At 43.6% G+C, this 17,617-nt stretch carries 18 protein-coding genes, 2 pseudogenes and 1 other annotated feature; of the genes and pseudogenes, 10 read left to right on the forward strand and 10 right to left on the reverse strand.

Annotation, left to right across the window (positions count from 1 at the left end):
• Positions 1 to 61 precede the first annotated feature (61 nt).
• The 3 genes from thiE to NYE38_RS18855 are packed head-to-tail and all read right to left on the reverse strand — an operon-like array spanning position 62 to position 2,462.
• On the reverse strand, positions 62 to 736 hold the full coding sequence (thiE, locus tag NYE38_RS18845; RefSeq protein WP_017418644.1) for a thiamine phosphate synthase: 675 nt from the start codon (positions 734 to 736) through the stop codon (positions 62 to 64).
• On the reverse strand, positions 733 to 1,551 hold the full coding sequence (thiM, locus tag NYE38_RS18850) for a hydroxyethylthiazole kinase (protein ID WP_017418643.1): 819 nt from the start codon (positions 1,549 to 1,551) through the stop codon (positions 733 to 735). The genes thiE and thiM overlap by 4 nt, the downstream gene beginning before the upstream one ends.
• Positions 1,552 to 1,553: 2 nt before the next feature.
• Positions 1,554 to 2,462, reverse strand: coding sequence for a LysR family transcriptional regulator (locus NYE38_RS18855; RefSeq protein WP_003150908.1), 909 nt, complete (start codon positions 2,460 to 2,462; stop codon positions 1,554 to 1,556).
• Positions 2,463 to 2,568: 106 nt separating this feature from the next.
• Between NYE38_RS18855 and NYE38_RS18860 the strand changes: the two genes are divergently transcribed.
• Both NYE38_RS18860 and NYE38_RS18865 read left to right on the forward strand, forming a co-directional pair.
• Positions 2,569 to 2,955 carry a CidA/LrgA family holin-like protein gene (locus NYE38_RS18860; protein ID WP_007407725.1) on the forward strand — a complete coding sequence of 129 codons (387 nt, stop codon included), beginning with the start codon at positions 2,569 to 2,571 and terminating at the stop codon, positions 2,953 to 2,955.
• Complete coding sequence (locus NYE38_RS18865) at positions 2,937 to 3,614, forward strand: CidB/LrgB family autolysis modulator (protein ID WP_017418642.1); 678 nt, start codon at positions 2,937 to 2,939, stop codon at positions 3,612 to 3,614. The genes NYE38_RS18860 and NYE38_RS18865 overlap by 19 nt, the downstream gene beginning before the upstream one ends.
• A gap of 85 nt (positions 3,615 to 3,699) precedes the next feature.
• Here NYE38_RS18865 and NYE38_RS18870 read toward each other — a convergent pair whose 3' ends face one another.
• The 4 genes from NYE38_RS18870 to NYE38_RS18885 all read right to left on the reverse strand — a co-directional run bounded on the left by NYE38_RS18870 (position 3,700) and on the right by NYE38_RS18885 (position 7,026).
• Positions 3,700 to 4,341 carry an ATP-binding cassette domain-containing protein gene (locus NYE38_RS18870; RefSeq protein WP_017418641.1) on the reverse strand — a complete coding sequence of 214 codons (642 nt, stop codon included), beginning with the start codon at positions 4,339 to 4,341 and terminating at the stop codon, positions 3,700 to 3,702.
• Positions 4,342 to 4,353: 12 nt separating this feature from the next.
• Positions 4,354 to 4,908, reverse strand: a complete 555-nt coding sequence (locus NYE38_RS18875; protein ID WP_223254685.1) for an ABC transporter permease — start codon at positions 4,906 to 4,908, stop codon at positions 4,354 to 4,356.
• An 824-nt stretch (positions 4,909 to 5,732) separates the two neighbouring features.
• A complete protein-coding gene (locus NYE38_RS18880) occupies positions 5,733 to 6,530 on the reverse strand; it encodes an ABC transporter permease (protein WP_017418638.1) in 798 nt (265 codons plus the stop codon).
• 61 nt (positions 6,531 to 6,591) lie between these two features.
• Entirely contained in the window at positions 6,592 to 7,026 is a 435-nt protein-coding gene (locus tag NYE38_RS18885; RefSeq protein ID WP_025650423.1) for a hypothetical protein, read from the reverse strand.
• Between the two features lie 135 nt (positions 7,027 to 7,161).
• Between NYE38_RS18885 and NYE38_RS18890 the strand changes: the two are divergent.
• The 4 genes and pseudogenes from NYE38_RS18890 to NYE38_RS18905 all read left to right on the forward strand — a co-directional run.
• Positions 7,162 to 7,353: pseudogene (locus NYE38_RS18890) on the forward strand (LrgB family protein); the annotation flags it as partial.
• A gap of 128 nt (positions 7,354 to 7,481) precedes the next feature.
• Entirely contained in the window at positions 7,482 to 7,676 is a 195-nt protein-coding gene (locus NYE38_RS18895; RefSeq protein ID WP_003150901.1) for a YwbE family protein, read from the forward strand.
• Between the two features lie 155 nt (positions 7,677 to 7,831).
• Positions 7,832 to 8,597, forward strand: a pseudogene (locus NYE38_RS18900) (MerR family transcriptional regulator).
• Positions 8,584 to 9,486 carry a DUF2268 domain-containing protein gene (locus NYE38_RS18905; protein WP_128974144.1) on the forward strand — a complete coding sequence of 301 codons (903 nt, stop codon included), beginning with the start codon at positions 8,584 to 8,586 and terminating at the stop codon, positions 9,484 to 9,486. Before NYE38_RS18900 ends, NYE38_RS18905 begins: the two are co-directional and overlap by 14 nt.
• Positions 9,487 to 9,575: 89 nt before the next feature.
• On the opposite strand, the gene NYE38_RS18910 is transcribed toward NYE38_RS18905, so the two are convergent.
• A complete protein-coding gene (locus tag NYE38_RS18910; protein ID WP_061581635.1) occupies positions 9,576 to 10,763 on the reverse strand; it encodes a class I SAM-dependent rRNA methyltransferase in 1,188 nt (395 codons plus the stop codon).
• Positions 10,764 to 10,857: 94 nt separating this feature from the next.
• Between NYE38_RS18910 and NYE38_RS18915 the strand changes: the two genes are divergently transcribed.
• On the forward strand, positions 10,858 to 11,241 hold the full coding sequence (locus tag NYE38_RS18915; RefSeq protein WP_017418633.1) for a VOC family protein: 384 nt from the start codon (positions 10,858 to 10,860) through the stop codon (positions 11,239 to 11,241).
• Positions 11,242 to 11,270: 29 nt separating this feature from the next.
• Here NYE38_RS18915 and celB read toward each other — a convergent pair whose 3' ends face one another.
• Entirely contained in the window at positions 11,271 to 12,605 is a 1,335-nt protein-coding gene (gene celB / locus NYE38_RS18920) for a PTS cellobiose transporter subunit IIC (RefSeq protein WP_007407728.1), read from the reverse strand.
• Between the two features lie 161 nt (positions 12,606 to 12,766).
• On the opposite strand from celB, the gene NYE38_RS18925 reads away from it, so the two are divergent.
• On the forward strand, positions 12,767 to 14,512 hold the full coding sequence (locus NYE38_RS18925) for a S8 family serine peptidase (RefSeq protein WP_340801716.1): 1,746 nt from the start codon (positions 12,767 to 12,769) through the stop codon (positions 14,510 to 14,512).
• 57 nt (positions 14,513 to 14,569) lie between these two features.
• Here NYE38_RS18925 and NYE38_RS18930 read toward each other — a convergent pair whose 3' ends face one another.
• Positions 14,570 to 15,430: a glycosyltransferase family 8 protein gene (locus NYE38_RS18930; RefSeq protein ID WP_063636531.1), complete on the reverse strand. Its 861-nt coding sequence runs from the start codon at positions 15,428 to 15,430 to the stop codon at positions 14,570 to 14,572.
• A 178-nt stretch (positions 15,431 to 15,608) separates the two neighbouring features.
• Here NYE38_RS18930 and NYE38_RS18935 point away from each other — a divergent pair, with 178 nt between their 5' ends.
• Both NYE38_RS18935 and tyrS read left to right on the forward strand, forming a co-directional pair.
• Positions 15,609 to 16,106: a MarR family transcriptional regulator gene (locus NYE38_RS18935; protein WP_017418631.1), complete on the forward strand. Its 498-nt coding sequence runs from the start codon at positions 15,609 to 15,611 to the stop codon at positions 16,104 to 16,106.
• Positions 16,103 to 16,314 (forward strand) — a binding site (T-box leader). Its footprint overlaps the gene before it by 4 nt.
• 45 nt (positions 16,315 to 16,359) lie before the next feature.
• Positions 16,360 to 17,604 carry a tyrosine--tRNA ligase gene (tyrS, locus tag NYE38_RS18940; RefSeq protein ID WP_017418630.1) on the forward strand — a complete coding sequence of 415 codons (1,245 nt, stop codon included), beginning with the start codon at positions 16,360 to 16,362 and terminating at the stop codon, positions 17,602 to 17,604.
• The last annotated feature ends 13 nt before the right edge of the window (positions 17,605 to 17,617 follow it).

Raw genomic sequence — 17,617 nt, forward strand, 5'->3', positions numbered from 1 at the left:
ATACGGCTTATATTCTCCAAGTCCGTCACTGCCTTTTTACGCACACAGAAAAAGGGCCGCCCTATCGGGACAGCCCTGCTTTGGAGCGCTGAATTTCCTCTGAAAACTTGCGCGCCGCCGCTTTTGGATCTTCGGCTTGGCTGATGGCGCTGATCATGCTGACGCCGTCTGCACCCGCTTCAATGACGGGCGCCGCGTTGTCAGCCGTAATGCCGCCGATTCCTACAATCGGAATGGTGATGCCCTGACGCCGCACCTCTTCAATCAATGTAACGCCCTGCACAGCTTCAGCATCTTTTTTTGTTTCGGTCGGATAGACCGGGCCCATTCCGACGTAATCGGCTCCGGCTTCTTCCGCCCGCTTCACCTCGGAGACGTTATGTGCTGACACACCGAGAATCATATCGCCGATTGCCGCTCTCGTTTCTTCGGCGTCTGCGTCATCCTGTCCGATATGCACTCCGTCCGCCTCAAGGCGCAAGGCCAATTCGACATCATCATTAATGATGAAAGGAATCCCGGCCTGCCTGCAGACATCCTGCACCTGCTTTGCGAACAGGACACGTTCATCCCCTGTTAAAGAACCGCTCCCCTTTTCCCGAAATTGAAAAAGCGTAGCGCCGCCCTCAATGGCTTTTTTCACCACGGAAACGGGATCTGCGCTTGTATTGTTTGATCCCATAATAAAATAAACCGATAACATATCCTTCATCATTTCCCGAGAAATACGCGTCATTTTTCTGTCACCCTTTCAATTGCGGCAAGCTCGGCCGCTTCTTGTTCGGAGATGCTTGCCAGCTTGTTTAAAAGCTCAATCTGGAAGCTGCCCGGCCCCTTATGGGAGGTGTCCAAAGCGGCAAGCTGAGCGGCGCTTCCGTATACAGAAACGGCTGAAACGGCCGCTTGCAGAACGTCCTGCCCCGCTGCGCAGAAGGCTCCGATTACAGACGTCAGCAGGCATCCCGCCCCCGTCACCTTCGTCAGCAGTTTATCACCGTTATGTACGGCATATGTGCCGGTGCCGTCGGAGATGACGTCGGTTTTTCCGGTAATCGCAATGACCGTCTTCATCCCGCTTGCAGCCGTCTTAGCGAGCTGAACCACATCTCCTCCGGCTTCCCCCGCATCCACGCCTTTTATCTTCCAATCAGGGGCGCCGGCAATATTGGCGATTTCCGCGGCATTTCCGCGAATGACGGACAAGCGGACCTCCTGTATGATCTTGCGGGCTGATGCCGTCCGAAACGGCGTGGCGCCGGCGCCTACCGGATCAAAAATGACCGGAACACCGTTTTCGTTGGCCGATTTTCCGGCTGCGATCATAGCTTCAACCGACGCCGAACTGAGGGTGCCTATATTCAGGACGAGCGCTCCTGCGATTTTCGCCATGTCGGCGGCCTCCTCAATTGCATAAGCCATAACGGGCGATGCGCCGAGCGCGAGCAGTCCGTTAGCGGTGAAGTTCGTGACGACATTATTGGTGATACTGTGAACGAGCGGGTTTTGATCCCGCACTTTACTCAAGTGTTGAGCTGCGGTTTGTGCGTCCATGCTTAATCATCCTTTTTTCTCTTTTTCGGATTCCATAAATACGATTTCGTATGCTCCAGCCAGGCTCTGGCGGCAAAGGACATATAGCGGTCTTTCCGCCAAATGATGGCTAAATGCCACGGAATGACCGGATGAACGAGCGGAATGGTTCTGACTTTGTCAGGATCAAGACCGCGGCAGATTCTTTCCGGCAAGAGGCCGATACCGAGATTGGCGGATACCATTTCGCTGATAAAGTCCCACTGTGACGTTTCATAAATGACGTGAGGCCTGAATCCGGCTTTCACGCATTCCGTCATAATTCGATTATGAAGGACAAAATCCTCCCTGAAAAATATGAACGGCTCTTCTTTTAATTCGTGAAGACTGCATTCTTTCTCGTCAGCGAGCCGATGTGACGGATGGACGACGAGCATAAGGGTTTCCTTGACGATTGTGAACGTATGAAAAATCTCTTCATTCGCGGGAAGCACGACGACCCCGATATCAAGCGAGCCGTCCTCCACCCCTTGCTGCACTTTAATTGAGCCGTCCTCAACAAGCTGAAACGTCACATCGGGATATGTGACGCGGAAGTCACCGAGCACTCTCGGGAAAAAGCCGGACCCGATCATCGGCGGAAGACCGATGCGGACGTGCCCTTTCTTCACTTCCATAATATCGTTCAGCTCTGACGTCAGGTTTTGGAATGACTTTGTGATTTCCTGCGCCTGCACATACATGCTCTGCCCGGCGTCAGTCAGTTCAACTTGCCGGCCATTGCGGTAAAACAGCTTAATGCCGAGCTCCGTCTCCAGGTTTTTAATCATTTTTGAGATTGTCGGCTGTGAAACATACAGCGACTGTGAAGCCTTCGTAAAGCTTTTCAAACGGGCCACTTCCAAAAAATACGTTAAGTGCCGGATATCCATTACATTTCATCCTTTCTATAGACAAAAGGAATACACATTATTCTTTATATGTATTTTACCTATAGGAAAACCTTCTGTACAATATAAATATAAGGGAGGCATCATTATGAAAAAATTGCTGCTTACCGTTATTCAAATCGCTCTGCTGTTTATATTTGCGCGTCTGATCAATTGGGTCACGGCGGCTCTTCATATAAATATTCCCGGCAGTATAATCGGGATTGTGATTCTTTTCACATTATTGCATTTCAAGATTATCAAACTTGAATGGATTGAGCTTGGCGCAGCATGGCTCCTCGGTGAGCTGCTGCTGTTTTTCATCCCGTCTGCCGTCGGAGTGATTGAATACGGAGATATTATGTCTAAATTCGGCGTAAGCATTTTACTTGTCGTCGTCATCAGCACATTTGTCGTGATGGTTTCAACAGGTACGCTTACACAGCTGATAGCAAAAAGAAAGGAGAAAAAACAAACGTGTTCATCGGAATCATAAGTTTATTCTTAACTGTCTTAGTATATTTGGGCGCGAAAAAACTCTACACTCGTTTTCCGCGGGTGTATACGTCGCCGCTTCTGATTACGCCCGCTGTTTTGGTCGTACTGCTGCTTCTTGTCAATGTCCCGTATCAGACATACAATCTCGGCGGCGGACTGCTGACCGATATGCTTCAGCCGGCAACAGTGGCGTTCGCCATCCCGCTTTATAAATATTTCCCGATTTTAAAGAAATACGCCGTGGAAATTATTTTGAACGTAGCGGTCGGTTCATGTATCGCCATTCTGTCAACGGCCTTTATCGCCAAATGGTTCCATCTCGGCAGCAGCTTAGTCGACAGTCTCGTGCCGCGATCCGTGACGACGCCGATTGCCATGAACGTTTCAGAAATGATCGGCGGGATGCCGGCCGTTACAGCGGTTTTCGTCATTTTAACGGCTTTATTGGGAACGATCATCGGGCCGATGGTCATCCGCTATTTCCGCATTGATAACGAAATTGCCCGGGGCGTGCTGCTCGGAACCAGCGCGCACGGAGCGGGAACATCTAAAGCATTTGAGCTCAGCTCCGTATCAGGAACGATCTCAAGCGTGTCCATGATTCTCGCCGCGATTATGACACTGTGCGCGGCCCCGATTTTGCTTTCGTTTTTTTAACCCTCATTAACTTCACTATATTTAAATTAAAAACACCATTTCTCTTAAGAAATGGTGTTTTTAGTAAACTCAATTTTAATAGCTATTACATTGAAACAATTACACCTCCATCCTTCACTTCAAATATTTCATCACTAATTGATTCAAGAAAGTTTTTATCGTGACTTGAAATAAGAATTAACTTGTTTCTTTTTTTATAGTCGATCAAAAAAGTCTTTATTTTATGAAGTGTTTCTTCATCCAATGCATTAGTTGGCTCATCAAGGATTAGCAAATCCGGATTTTCCATAATAGCTTGTCCAATAGCTAGACGTTGCTTCATTCCTAGTGAGAACTTCTTATACTTTCTTGAATCATTTTTATCCAAACCAACTATGTCTAATGCTTTATTAATATCTGCGTCCGTCGCTTTCTTTTTTATTGATGCAAGCACTTTTAAATTCTGTTTGCCCGTTAAGTGAGGAATAAATTCCGGATTTTCAATAACTATCCCCATGCTCTCTGGAAACGATATATCCTTATGTAAAATGCTTTGGTTCACAGTTATAACACCCTTTTCAGGAACGAGTAGCCCAGAAATCACTCTGAAAAGCATCGATTTCCCCGAACCGTTCACACCTTTAAATCCGTAAACCTTTCCTGAAAATAACTGTAGCGAAACATCATTTACTACCTTATTGGAATTAAGTGTTTTAGTGACATGGTCTAACTTTATTGTTAAAGACATATTGTTCTCCCTTTAAAAAAAGTTTTTGTGTCTAATTTGCTTAATTGCAAGCATAATTAAACAAATTGTTATTATAGTAAAGAAAAACAAATAACCACTATGATTAACTTCATGCGGAGTTATAAGAGTATTGCTAATAAAAGAGTAGTAACCAGGTAAAAAAGGTACGTCAATCCATACAGGAAGTATCAATAGACCATACACTACAAAAAAAGCTTGTATAGGTTTTACTTTCAAAATATAAATGGTTTGAAACAAACCACAAATTAACAAAGTTAAAAAAACTGTAAAAAAAGTATAAGCTGTATAATGGTCATATCTAAAATTTCCATGTTTTAAAAAAACAGCTATATGTACTAATAAAATTAACAACAGACAATAACTAGTACACATTACTATAGTAAAAAAGAGTTTGCCAAATAACCATTGTTTCCTCGAGGATACTCTAGTAAGGACAATAGAAATTGTTTTACTCCGTTGTTGATATAAATAATTACCATTAATCAACAAGTAAAATCCACAGATAAAGAAATAAGGGAACGGCATGAAAAATAATTCATTTCCCATCAACGACTCCCAAACAGAATTAATATTAATTATATTGAGACTATGGACTATCATAAATAGCAAAAAAGCAATAACAAAAATCCAAATTATCCATTGCCATTTATTCTGTCTCCAGATATTTTTCACATCATATAAATACATTTTTTATTTATCTCCTCAGTATTTGAAAAGACTTTGATAGTTTCAAGCAAATCAAGGATGTAAAAACAATTATAAATAATAGATATAATTTATCGTAAAACGTGGATGATATGGCCTGAACAAATATGATTGAAAAATAATCATACATATCATTAAATAGGATTAGTAGTACAATAACCGAACCAATTAACATTCCGTATCTTGGAAACTTCAATTCGAATATCAATATAACTAACTGAATAATTAATAAAACCATTACCCACCCTAATAACAAACATACTAGTTGCAATCCAATAGTCCCATTTGTATAAATTATAGTTTTAAGAAATGTACCAGGTGATAAAAGTAACGCTGTAAGTAAAGTGCTTAATACTGCTAATACTAAAAACAAAATAGTCCTTAATAGGATAAGCTTAATAATAAAACTAAAAAAAATAGTTCTCTTATTAAACCGTGGTATAACATAATTTGAAAAATGCAAACTATTCAAAGACAATAAAAATACACATACTGTTATAAAGCTTGTAGGTCCACCTAATATGTTCAAGAAAATTTTCATAAAACTAATATCTATTGCTGAATTAATTGTATTATTATAAAATACGGCCGAATTTAACAACAGCAAAATTATAAATGTTAATAAAATTCTTTTGTAACTTATTTTCAGTAAATAATACAGAAAGTTATTGTTGAACATATCTTTTCAACCCAATATAAGTTCCTACTAATGAAATTGCTAAAACAAAAGATGGTATCGCAAACAGATATATAATCGAAATACCTGTAATAGTTTGAATGGGACTCATTAACAATATAGGCGATAACTGTGGGTAAAATATTTCGAAAACAGGTTCTAAAACCAAAATAATCAAAAACGGTGACACATATGCAAGATATTTATTCTTTAGGAAAGTAGACAAAAACACTCCTAAAATTGCAAAAGACCCTGCATAGTAAAACAAAATTAAAATATATATTGCCATGTAAATACTAGGATGATACTCTGCAATCTGATGAAACATTCCATAATTATCAACAAATTCAGTATACGGCAACTTGTTTCCGAACATTATTAACATCAATATGAATGATAACACAAAAGGGAGAACAAATAAGAAACCGCCGCTAATAAAGGCTGTTATCACTTTGGAACTAAAATATTTTAATAATGAACAACGTGATATAACAAATTGAAAATAACCATTTTGCTTTTCTTCTAATACATTTGTACTGTACGGTAAGCAAGAAATTAAAACAAATAAGAATATTAAGATACCGCTAATAACAGAGTCGTTCGTGCCTAACCAAAAATACAACGAAAAACTCAAATGATCTTTATCAAAATAAGGAAGAGAAAACTTTTGATAGATTGATATGAAAATATCAATAACGAAAAGGAGAATCATAATTAATAAAGAAAATTTATATTTTTTCGAGCTTAAAACTTCTATGAAATTATTTTTCAATAATTGATAAAACAAAAAAAACCCTCCCAATTCAAATAACTAGAAAGAAAAAATTCTTTCTAGTTATTATCAAATTCTATCTTCTACTATCTGGACTCCAAACTCCTTTTGCTGCAATAACTACTGCATTTGGAGGGCCTTGTACCTCTCCAGCAATTCTTACACCGAGTGCTTTACCATGATTCTTCTCAATTGCAACATTTGGTATATTCTTATGTTGACCACTACTAACAACTACGTAACGACCGCCTGATACATCCTTTTTATCTTTATTAACTATCCACAAATTTATTTTTCTGTCTCTACCTATCCATGAGTTTTTTTGATATACTGAGGAATCATTGTATTTAGTTCTAGACCCTGTATAGTTATTGGCACCAAATCCTTTTGGCATCTCGAGATAATAACCTGTATCTTTTGTGTCTCCTTTTGCCAAAGCATTAGTTGTAACTAAACCTGACAAAAGAACAATCGTTCCGAAAGAATATGTAAGTACTTTTTTGAATTTCACTATTGATCCTCCTTTTTTTGATATATAAGGATTGTATACAAAAAAAATGTATTTAATCAAGTTTTTTTCTATTTTTATCAGACTTATTTCTTTTTTCTATATAAAGAGGTGTTTACTCTAGGATCATCGGACCGGGTCATCCGCTATTTCCGCATTGATAACGAAATTGCCCGGGGCGTGCTGCTCGGAACTAGCGCGCACGGAGCGGGAACATCTAAAGCATTTGAGCTCAGCTCCGTATCAGGAACGATCTCAAGCGTGTCCATGATTCTCGCCGCAATTATGACGCTGTGCGCGGCCCCGATTTTGCTTTCGTTTATGTCATAAAAGACTGCTCCTTACAGAGCGGTCTTTTTTTATTTGCCACTCAGATGGATTTGTCTGTCCTTCATAAAAAGACGAAAACACGATATGATAAGATATGAAGTGAAAAGACTGAAGAACGGATGTGTCATATGAACGGCCAGCAGCGAAGCAGCATCAGAAAAGGACTTGAAGTCGATATCGTCCTGAAAGCCGATCAGCGTTCAGGAAAGCTGACAAGAGGAATCGTGAAAGATATTTTGACGAACTCAAGCTTCCACCCGCGCGGCATTAAGGTCCGCCTTGAAGACGGACGAATCGGCCGGGTGCAGCACATTATTGAATAGAAAAAAGCCGGAGCTTCACGCCCGGCTTTTTTTCTTTAATTTCAGCAATGAAATCCTCATATGTTCTCCCTTTATATACAAAAAATCTTTATCCAACTATTGACTCTTACGCTGCGTAATACTTTAGAGTAGCCATTAAGGAGGCGGCAAACGTGATGGGTATGAAAGTAAAAGAAGTAGCTGAACTGATTGGAGTAAGCATACAGACTCTCCATCATTACGATCAAATCGGATTATTGACTCCTCAGGAAACGACCGATTCCGGTTATCGGCTTTATTCTGAAGAGAATCTTGAACAGCTGCAACAGATATTATTTTTCAAGGAGCTCGATTTTTCCTTAAAAGAGATTAAAGAAATCATTAATAGTCCTTCATTTAACCGAAGGGAGGCATTACTATTACAAAAGAAAATGTTGATTGAGAAACGAAATAGAGTAGACAAGATGATTGAAACCATAGATAGATAAATCAATCAAACATATCAAGGGAGAAATCTCCATGACAAACAAAGAGAGGTTTGAAGGTATTCACTTTAAGCATAATCTTTATGAACAAGAAGCTCGCAAACGGTGGGGCGATCAACCCGTCGATGAGGTAAATATAAGATTGAAAAACATGACTGATGGTGAGCAAAAAGATTTATCTGATAAGTGGACTGCAATGTTCAATAAATTTGCACTCCTTATTAACCAATCTCCCAAGTCCCCAGACGTACAAACAGCTATCAAAGAGTGGTTTGATTTTCTCAATGAAAATTTTGGTGAATATTCTTTTGATGCCTTTTACGGATTAGGTCAACTCTATATTGAAGATAAACGCTTCACTAAGAACATCGATCAGTATGGTGAAGGGTTGGCGAAGCTCATGAGTGATGCCATTACAATTTATATAGATCATCAAAAAAAGGGTGGTACCCATTAAAATCATTATCGAGGATACAATTGGGCAATACGAAACGTTATTTTCAATGATTGAAAATAGAGAAGATTATTATCGGTATTCAATGATGAAACCTTTTGAAGATATGTGGAAAAAGATGAATGTTCCCTTAAAGGCAAAGCAACCTAACGGATATGATGTAATCATGGCTACAAATATGCTGGGCTATCTGAGCATATTTGATACGGAAACCGGAAGAAAAGCATTAGAGAATCTAAAAGAAATTCAAGCTCTTCAAATTGCATATGGCACTTTAACTCATTGTGTAGAATTTATCCAACAAAACCGCTTAAAAATAAATGCTGATGAAATAAGGTTTGGGATGTATCTGGCCAATCCAAAAAAGCTTGAGTTACATAGAGGGTATTGTGGATTCGGAGGAATTCCGGGATTTATTCAAGTTTCAATATTCCCCAATTCTTATAACATACCGAGACTGCCTGCTGTAATCGCACATGAATTTCATCATAATATTCGTTTTTCGTATTTCAATTGGGATTATGGGAACGTAACGGTTGGTGATTACTTAATGATAGAGGGGTTGGCAGAATCGTTTGCCAAAGAACTTTACGGAGAAGCTCTGTTAGGTCCCTGGGTTACTTCTTTTGAAAAAGAAGACTTAGAATACTCAAAAGAAATTATCAAAGACTCATTAAATGTGAAAGGGTTTGCTGAGGTCAGCAGTTACATGTTTGGTGACACCTTTGCAGCCGAACAAGGTTATCAGCCTGTCGGCTTATCACCGTTTGCAGGTTATGCGGTTGGCTACCAAGCGGTGCAATCCTTCATGAAAACCAACAATGTGGGCATTAGTGAGGCCACTTTACTTGGCACAGATGAGATACTAAGTAATAGCGGGTTGTTTCTTTAAACAGTAAGATATGAAGATTATTTTATCCCGTATTAAAGCGATGGAAGAGGGTTTTCTTTTCCCCTCTTTCCACGCTATAAATGATCATCCTATTTTTTCCGCAAGAAAACAACCTTCAAATAATTCCCTTCTTTAAACGCGGGAATCGTTTTGAAATCTTCCGGAAGCGTATATTCTTCCAAAATGTCGTAACGCTCATTTGTTTCTTTAAAGGCGGTCTCTATAAAGCCTTTAAATTTCTTCATATTGAAGGCGCTGCTGTTTGTCGAAGCGATGATGATGCCGTTTTTTGCAGTGATGGCGATCGTTTCCTTCAGCAGGTTTTTATAATCTTTCGCCGCGCTGAACGTCCGTTTTTTTGTGCGGGCGAAAGAAGGCGGATCAAGGATGATGAGGTCAAACTCCAGCCCTTTTTTCGCCGCATAGCCGAAGTATTTGAAAACATCCATGACCTTAATGTCATGCGCCTCATAATCAATTCCGTTGGCGCTGAACTGTTCAATCGTTTTTGCGAGACTGCGGTTGGCGACATCGACGCTGGTCGTTTTCTCAGCTCCGCCAAGCGCCGCCGCGATGGAAAATGCCCCCGTATAAGAGAACGTATTCAGCACCCGTCTGCCGTTTGCATACTTATCCCGAATCGCTTTGCGCACATGACGCTGGTCTAAGAAAATGCCCGTCATCGCCCCATCGTTTAAATCCACCGCGTACTGTATGCCGTTTTCTTGAACAATGACCGGAAAATCTCCTCTTTCGCCTTTGACAAAATCGTCGTCTTCCACGTATTGCCCGGCCGTATCGAATCGTTTCTTTTCATAGATCGCTTTATAAGAAAGCTCCAGTCCGTCAATCGCCTCAATCATGCTGTCCTTATAAGCGTAAATGCCTTTACTGTACCATTGAATCAGCAGATAACCGTCATAAAAGTCAATCGTGACGCCGCCGATGCCGTCGCCCTCACCGTTGAAAAGCCGGAACGCCGTCGTATCGGGCGCCTTAAACAGATGGGCTCTTGCTTCAGCCGCTTTTTTCAGCTTGTCCAGAAAGAAACGTCCGTCGATCCGTTCATCTCTCGCGCGGGACAGCACCCAGCCGACTCCTTTATTCTGCAAACCGTAATAGCCTTTTCCGATAAACTCACCCTTCTCGGATGTCACATCAAAAAGATCGCCCTCTGTTAAATGAGCCGAGCTTCCGGACAGAGCGTCTTTTTCAATCAGGGGGAATCCTTTTTTCAGCTTTCCGGCAAATGTATCTTTCACTGTAAGTAGCTTCATTGTGCATTCCTCTTTCGTTTTGCTTTCTCTTATCGTACCATAAAACATGATCAACACCGCATTGTCCCGAAAAATTCAAAACAGGGGGAAAACCATGACAGCCAAAAGAATCGACCATACAGGCATTATGGTCAAAGATATTGAAACATCCATCGCCTTTTACCAAGACGTTCTCGGTATGACGTTAAAGGATCGTATCACTCATACGAACGGCATTATTGAACTTGCCTTTCTCGGCTTTCAAGAAGGGCCGGAGACGGAAATTGAGCTGATCCAGGGCTACAGCAGCGAGCTTCCCGCAGAAGGAAAAGTTCACCATGTCGCTTTATTGACTGAAGATATCGCGGTGGAGTTCACGCATGCGAAGCGTCAGGGCGCCGTATTTATCGATGAGGAAATCACGACGCTTCCGAACGGATATCGCTACTTTTACATTGAAGGACCTGACGGCGAATGGATCGAATTTTTCCAGCGTTAAAAAAAACGGGCGAAGGCGCCCGTTTTTTTTTATGTTTCTTCAGTGACGTTTTGTTCCGCCGCCCGTTCCTCTCTCCATTTTTGAAGATCCCAAATTCGGAAAAACGGATAATAGATGATAAATGTAATCAGGAGATTGATCAGCTGCATGACCGAACCGGAGATTTTCCCGCCCGTCGCCAAATAACCGGAAATCAGCGGCGGCATCGTCCACGGCACGGCGATTCCCGCCGGTTTTGCCACCATCCCCGTGCTCATCCCGATGTACGTCGCCGTAATGGTCAAGAGCGGCGCAATGATAAAGGGCACGATTAACAGCGGATTCATGACGAGCGGCATCCCGAAAATAATCGGTTCGTTAATGTTAAAAATCGCGGGCCCGATGCCGAGACGGCCGAGCTGTTTCATCTGTTTGCTTCTGGAGCGCACAAGCATGGTCAGCACAAGGGCAAGCGTCGCTCCGCTTCCGCCGACATTAATCCATATTTGAAAGAACTGTGTCGTAAAAATGCTCGGCAGCGCTTCTCCCGCCTGAAAAGCCAAACGGTTGGCATCCATCGCCCCGTACCAGATCGGCGACATGACGCCGCCGATAATGGACGCGCCGTGTATGCCGCACGACCAAAGCAGCATTTGCACGAATTCGGCGATAAGACTTCCGCCGAGACTCCCGCCCAAAATAGACAGCGGGGTGCCCAGCAGATCGCCTACGACATTGTGGAGGCTTTTAAAAGGAGTTATTTCAATAAACAGACGGGCCAGCCATACAAGCGTAATAATAATGAAACCGGGGATGAGCGCAACGAACGATTTGCTGACCGCAGGCGGCACTCCGTCAGGCATCTTAATAACGATATTTCTTTGTATGATAAACCGGTACACTTCCGTTGACAGCATTGCAATGATCATCGCGACAAACAGACCTTTGCTTCCGAGCAGCGAAATCGGAATGCCGCCTCCCACCATAATCTCTGTTGCCGAGCCGTCAGGAATAAACGGAATCTGATACGGCGTCGCCAATAAAAAGGCGGCAAGGGCAATGGCTCCCGACGACAGGGCATCCACCTCATAGCTTTCCGCAAGCCGGTAAGCAATCCCAAAGGCGGCGACAAGCGCCATAATGTCAAAGGACGCATTCACGGGATACCCGAGCTTTTCAACCCAATTTTCACCGAAAAGACCAGCCATAAAATCGGCATAACCGGGAATCGGAAGACTCGTCAGAATCAGAAAAACCGATCCGATGATGATAAGCGGCATAGTCAAAATAATGCCGTCCCGCAAAGCTCTTAAGTGCCTTTGGCCGGCGACTTTTCCGGCGACAGGCATGATTTTTTCTTCCATGACCCGATTGAACGTACTCATTTATCAAAAACCCCCTTTTTGAGTTCATTGCGCAGATGTCTTAAAGCATTTTCTCCATCATATTTTGAAAACGCTTACATTTGCATACAGAAATTTTCCTTATCCCTCAGGAAAAAAAGAATTCCGCACTGCCGATATATAAAGAAAAAGGGGGAATTGCAATGTATCACATCCTGAAACCGATAATGGCCGCGGCCTTGTGCGTCAGCCTGTTCTCCGCCGCGGCGCCCGCGCACGCCGAGACGCACGACCGGGACGTTATCGTGGTGTACAAAAATCAAAACGGCAAGGAATCCGCCATAGACAGCGGAGCGGATGTGGAACAGACCTATCAGCATCTCCCGGCAGTCGCCGTGTCAGCCGATTCACAAACGGTGAAAGACCTGAAACAGGACCCTGACATCTTATATGTAGAAGACAATGTATCCTTTCAGGCAGCAGGCGGTTCTGATATCCGCCCGTTATCAGCGGCCCAAAGCAGCAGTTACGCGCTGCCGCAATGGGATATAGAACCGACTCAGGTCAAGCAGGCGTGGAAAGAAGGCTTGACGGGAAAAAAGGTGAAAGTGGCTGTCATTGACAGCGGCATTTACCCTCATGATGACCTTTCCATTGCCGGAGGCTATTCCGCAGTCAGCTATACTTCCTCATACAAAGATGACAACGGACACGGGACGCATGTCGCCGGAATCATTGCGGCCAAACATGACGGATACGGCGTTGACGGCATCGCGCCGGATGTCCGGTTATATGCGGTTAAGGCATTAGACAGAAAGGGTGCAGGCGATCTTAAAAGCCTTCTTAAAGCGATCGACTGGTCGATCGCCAACAAAATGGACATCATCAATATGAGCCTCGGAACTAACGCAGACAGCAAAATTCTTCACGACGCCGTAGACAAAGCATACAAAAAAGGAATCGTGATCGTAGCAGCCGCAGGAAACGACGGCAACAAAAAACCCGTCAATTATCCGGGTGCCTACAGCAGCGTAACGGCAGTCTCAGCGTCAACTGAAAAAAACGGGCTCGCGGCTTTTTCCACGACCGGAAAACAAATTGAATTTGCCGCACCCGGCACCAATATTACGAGCACGTATCTAAATCAAATGTACGCCACGGCTGACGGCACATCTCAAGCCGCGCCCCACGTCACCGGCATGTTCGCGCTGCTCAGGCAGAAATATCCCGAGGAAACAAATACACAGCTCCGGCAGCAGATGCAGCAAAACATCAAAGATCTGGGCGCTCCCGGACGTGACAGCCGATTCGGGTACGGCCTAGTACAATATCCCGTAAAGCAAAAGAGTTTCGCCGAACGGGCCGTAATAAAAGCGGAAAAGACGAAAAAACAGGCAGATATCAATCAAGCAAAAACGGCAGTCAGCAAGCTGTCCAAGTCAAAGGGAAAAACCGCTCTCGAGGCGCGGATCAATAAAGTCCAGACGGCAAGAAATGTGACGGACGCAAGAGACAAGGTCCGGACTGCCGAAAAACAAAAGAAAAAAACCGCCGTCAATGCCGCACAAAGCGCCATTCGCAAATTACCGGCCGGTTCAGAGAAAAAAGGGCTGCAAAAACGGCTGAACGCTGTCAACTCAAGCCTTTTGAAAACAGCTGAGGCCAGCGTCAAGCAGGCGGAAAAAAAGACCTCTGAGGCCAGCACCGCAAAAGCCCAAAAAGCCGTCAGCGAAATCCAGCTGGGAAAAGAAAAAACCGCTCTGGAAAAACGGCTTGACCGGATAAAAGATAAACTCAACCGGCAGCAGGCTAGAGACAAAGTAAAAGCGGCTGAAAAAACCAAGACGAAAAAAGCAAAATCAGCGGCGCAAACGGCAGTCAGCCGGTTGAAGCCGTCTGCCGAAAAGACCAGTCTGCAAAAACGCGTGCGTGCGATTCGGGTGAAATAATAAAAAAAACGCTTGAGAGCCGGATAGCGGCTTCACAAGCGTTTTCATCACACCTGCCTATTGGTTCATGGCCGGGCGGTCAATCGTGTTCCATTTCGTAAAGGACATATATCGGAAATAATGATCACGATACGGGTGCGAGGTGCCTGTATTCCAAGGCTTGTCGCTGCCGCAGAAATGGACGATGGCCGGTTCGGCACGTGTTTCTCTGTAACGTATACGGTCGATCAGTTCAGGAGGCGTTTTCTCATTCATGATAATATGCGTCTGCGCGTTCCACCGCGGATGCAGTTCATGCCATTGATCATATAAGATCGCGTTAAGCGCGTCCTGATCATGGAACACGAGAAAATCCTCCGAGCTGTTTTCGTTGATAAAATCAATCACCTTTTTGGAAATATTTTGTTTTCTCCAAGGTTCGAAATCTATAATCATAATGCCGGAATTAAAATACTTGGCAGTGTCGCTGATATTCATTTTTTTCAGTCTTTCATGCTGTCCGGCGTCTTCTACCGCCGCAACTATTGCCGGGGAAATATCCAAGTCCCATAAAACCGAAATATCTTCCATCACAATTGCATCGCAATCAATGTAAATCATCCGCTTTACGGACTCATCCTTAATTAAATCAGGGATGGAAATGCGGTAATAAGCCGCTTTTGTAATGTGGCTGCTTTCGACTGCATGCTTGTATTGATCAGCGTCTACTTCTAAAAATTCAAGCGGCGTCCCGAATGACATCGCGGTCTGTTCAAGCTTGTCCTTGTTTTCGGAAGTAATTCCGCCGTCGATCACATATAATTTCGCATCCCTTGTTTTATCCATATTCATCAATAAAGAAGCGAACATCCCACCCAAATGACGAGCATAATGATCATCGGCACATGATACGATATGCATTGTTTCATTCTTTCCCACTGATATTCATCTCCCTTTTTGTTGTACAAATGTCTTTCCCTTTTTTTAAAAAGTAAACCTCGATCTTACACATTTTTTCTGCGGGAATGTGCTGTTTGCGATTTGATATCTTTTGCATTCTCTGTTAAAATTCATTTCATAGCTAATGATTCTGACAATAATAAGGAGCAAGACGCCATTGACGAATCGCAACGATGCCGGATCAGACAATAAGAAGCCGAACAGGCCTTTTTCCGATCTATCCGGCCGAAACAAAGAGGCGGCCTATATTGCCGCTGCACTCTATCGGTCCGCCCAGCAGCTCCGTGTAAAAATGGAAAAAGAGGTGCTGTCGGCACACAAATTATCATGGACGGCGTTTTCCATCCTGTATGACCTTTGTGAATGGGAAACGCTTGATACAAGAAGGATAGCCGCTCTATCCGGAATTACCGCGGCGACGGCGAGCAATGTCCTGAACACTTTGGAGAAGAAGGGCTTATGCAGCAGACAAACGAACAAAAGAGACCGCAGGCTTGTATTCATCAGTATTACCGATGAGGGCAGAAAGGTTATTGAAGACCTTTACCCCGACTTTCATCAGGGGGAAATTGAACTGACGGCCTGTCTGGATAAACAGGAACAAAAAACGCTGTCCGCCCTGCTGCAAAAAATCGCTGACAATTTCATAACATAGCAGCTATGACGGGAATCAGTAACGGATTGTCTCCCTGTTTCAGAGAGCCGGCGGATGGTGCAAGCCGGCACAAAGACAAACGTGAATTACCTCCCTGAGCTTTCTTTGTGAACTTCAGTAGCAAAGAACGGGAAACCGTTATTCGAATGAGCGGAAGACGTCGTCTTCAATCAGGGTGGTACCGCGTGCATACAGCCACGTCCCTTTTGGGATGCGGCTTTTTTGTTTGGCTAAAAAAAGGAGGATGTAAAAGATGGAATCAATCACTTTAACGAATGATCAGGAAAAAGAAGTGCAAAGGCAGCTGGATTTGTACATGACCGGCGCCGCGGACGTCATACCGCCTGAAGAATTGAGAAATAAAATCGCCAAATCAGTGACATCCGGCAAGCCGCTGAACATTAAACTCGGCCTTGATCCGTCCGCACCCGACGTCCACTTGGGCCATACCGTCGTGTTAAACAAACTGCGCCAATTTCAAGAAAACGGCCATATCATACAGCTTGTTATCGGGGACTTTACCGGAAAAATCGGTGATCCGACGGGGAAGTCGCAAGCCAGAAAACAGCTGACTGATGAAGAAGTCCAGCACAATGCCAAAACCTACTTTGAACAGTTTGGCAAGGTGCTGGATCAAGACAAAGTTGAACTTCACTGCAACTCAAAATGGCTGAATATATTGAATCTGGAAGATGTGATTGAATTAGCGGGGAAAATTACTGTCGCCCGTCTGATGGAGCGCGACGACTTTGAGGAGCGCATCGCCATGCAAAAACCGATCTCACTTCACGAATTCTTTTACCCGCTGATGCAGGGTTACGATTCTGTCGTTCTCGAAAGCGATATCGAACTCGGCGGTACGGACCAGCATTTTAACGTGCTGATGGGCCGCCATTTCCAAGAACGCTACAAAAAAGAAAAGCAGGTCGTCATCCTCATGCCGCTTTTGGAGGGTCTTGACGGCGTTGAAAAAATGTCTAAATCAAAAAACAACTACATCGGTATTGACGAGCATCCGAACGACATGTACGGCAAAACGATGTCATTGCCGGACAGCCTGATGAAAACATATATTCATTTAGCGACAGACTTAGAGCCTGCGAAGAAAAAACAGATGGAGAAGGATTTGGAATCAGGAAAGCTTCATCCGAGAGATGCCAAAATGATCTTAGCGGGTACAATCGTCAGAATGTACCACGGCAGGAAAGCGGCGGATGCGGCAGAACAGCATTTCAAACGTGTCTTCCAGCAAAACAGCCTGCCTGAAGATATGAAAACCATCATATGGGACGGAGAAAAGACCGTGCCCCTTATTGAGCTGCTCGTCACGATTGGACTCTTTTCTTCAAAAAGCGAAGCACGCCGTATGATTCAAAACGGCGGAGTCAAAGTGAACGGGGAGAAAACGGATGCCCTTCATACCGTCATTACCGCAGAAGACGGCATGACGATTCAGGTGGGCAAGCGAAAATTTGTACAGCTGCGCGTAAACGGATAAATAAACAGCCGGA

The sequence above is a fragment of the Bacillus sp. EU63 genome (assembly GCF_038592915.1).
Classification (GTDB): domain Bacteria; phylum Bacillota; class Bacilli; order Bacillales; family Bacillaceae; genus Bacillus; species Bacillus velezensis.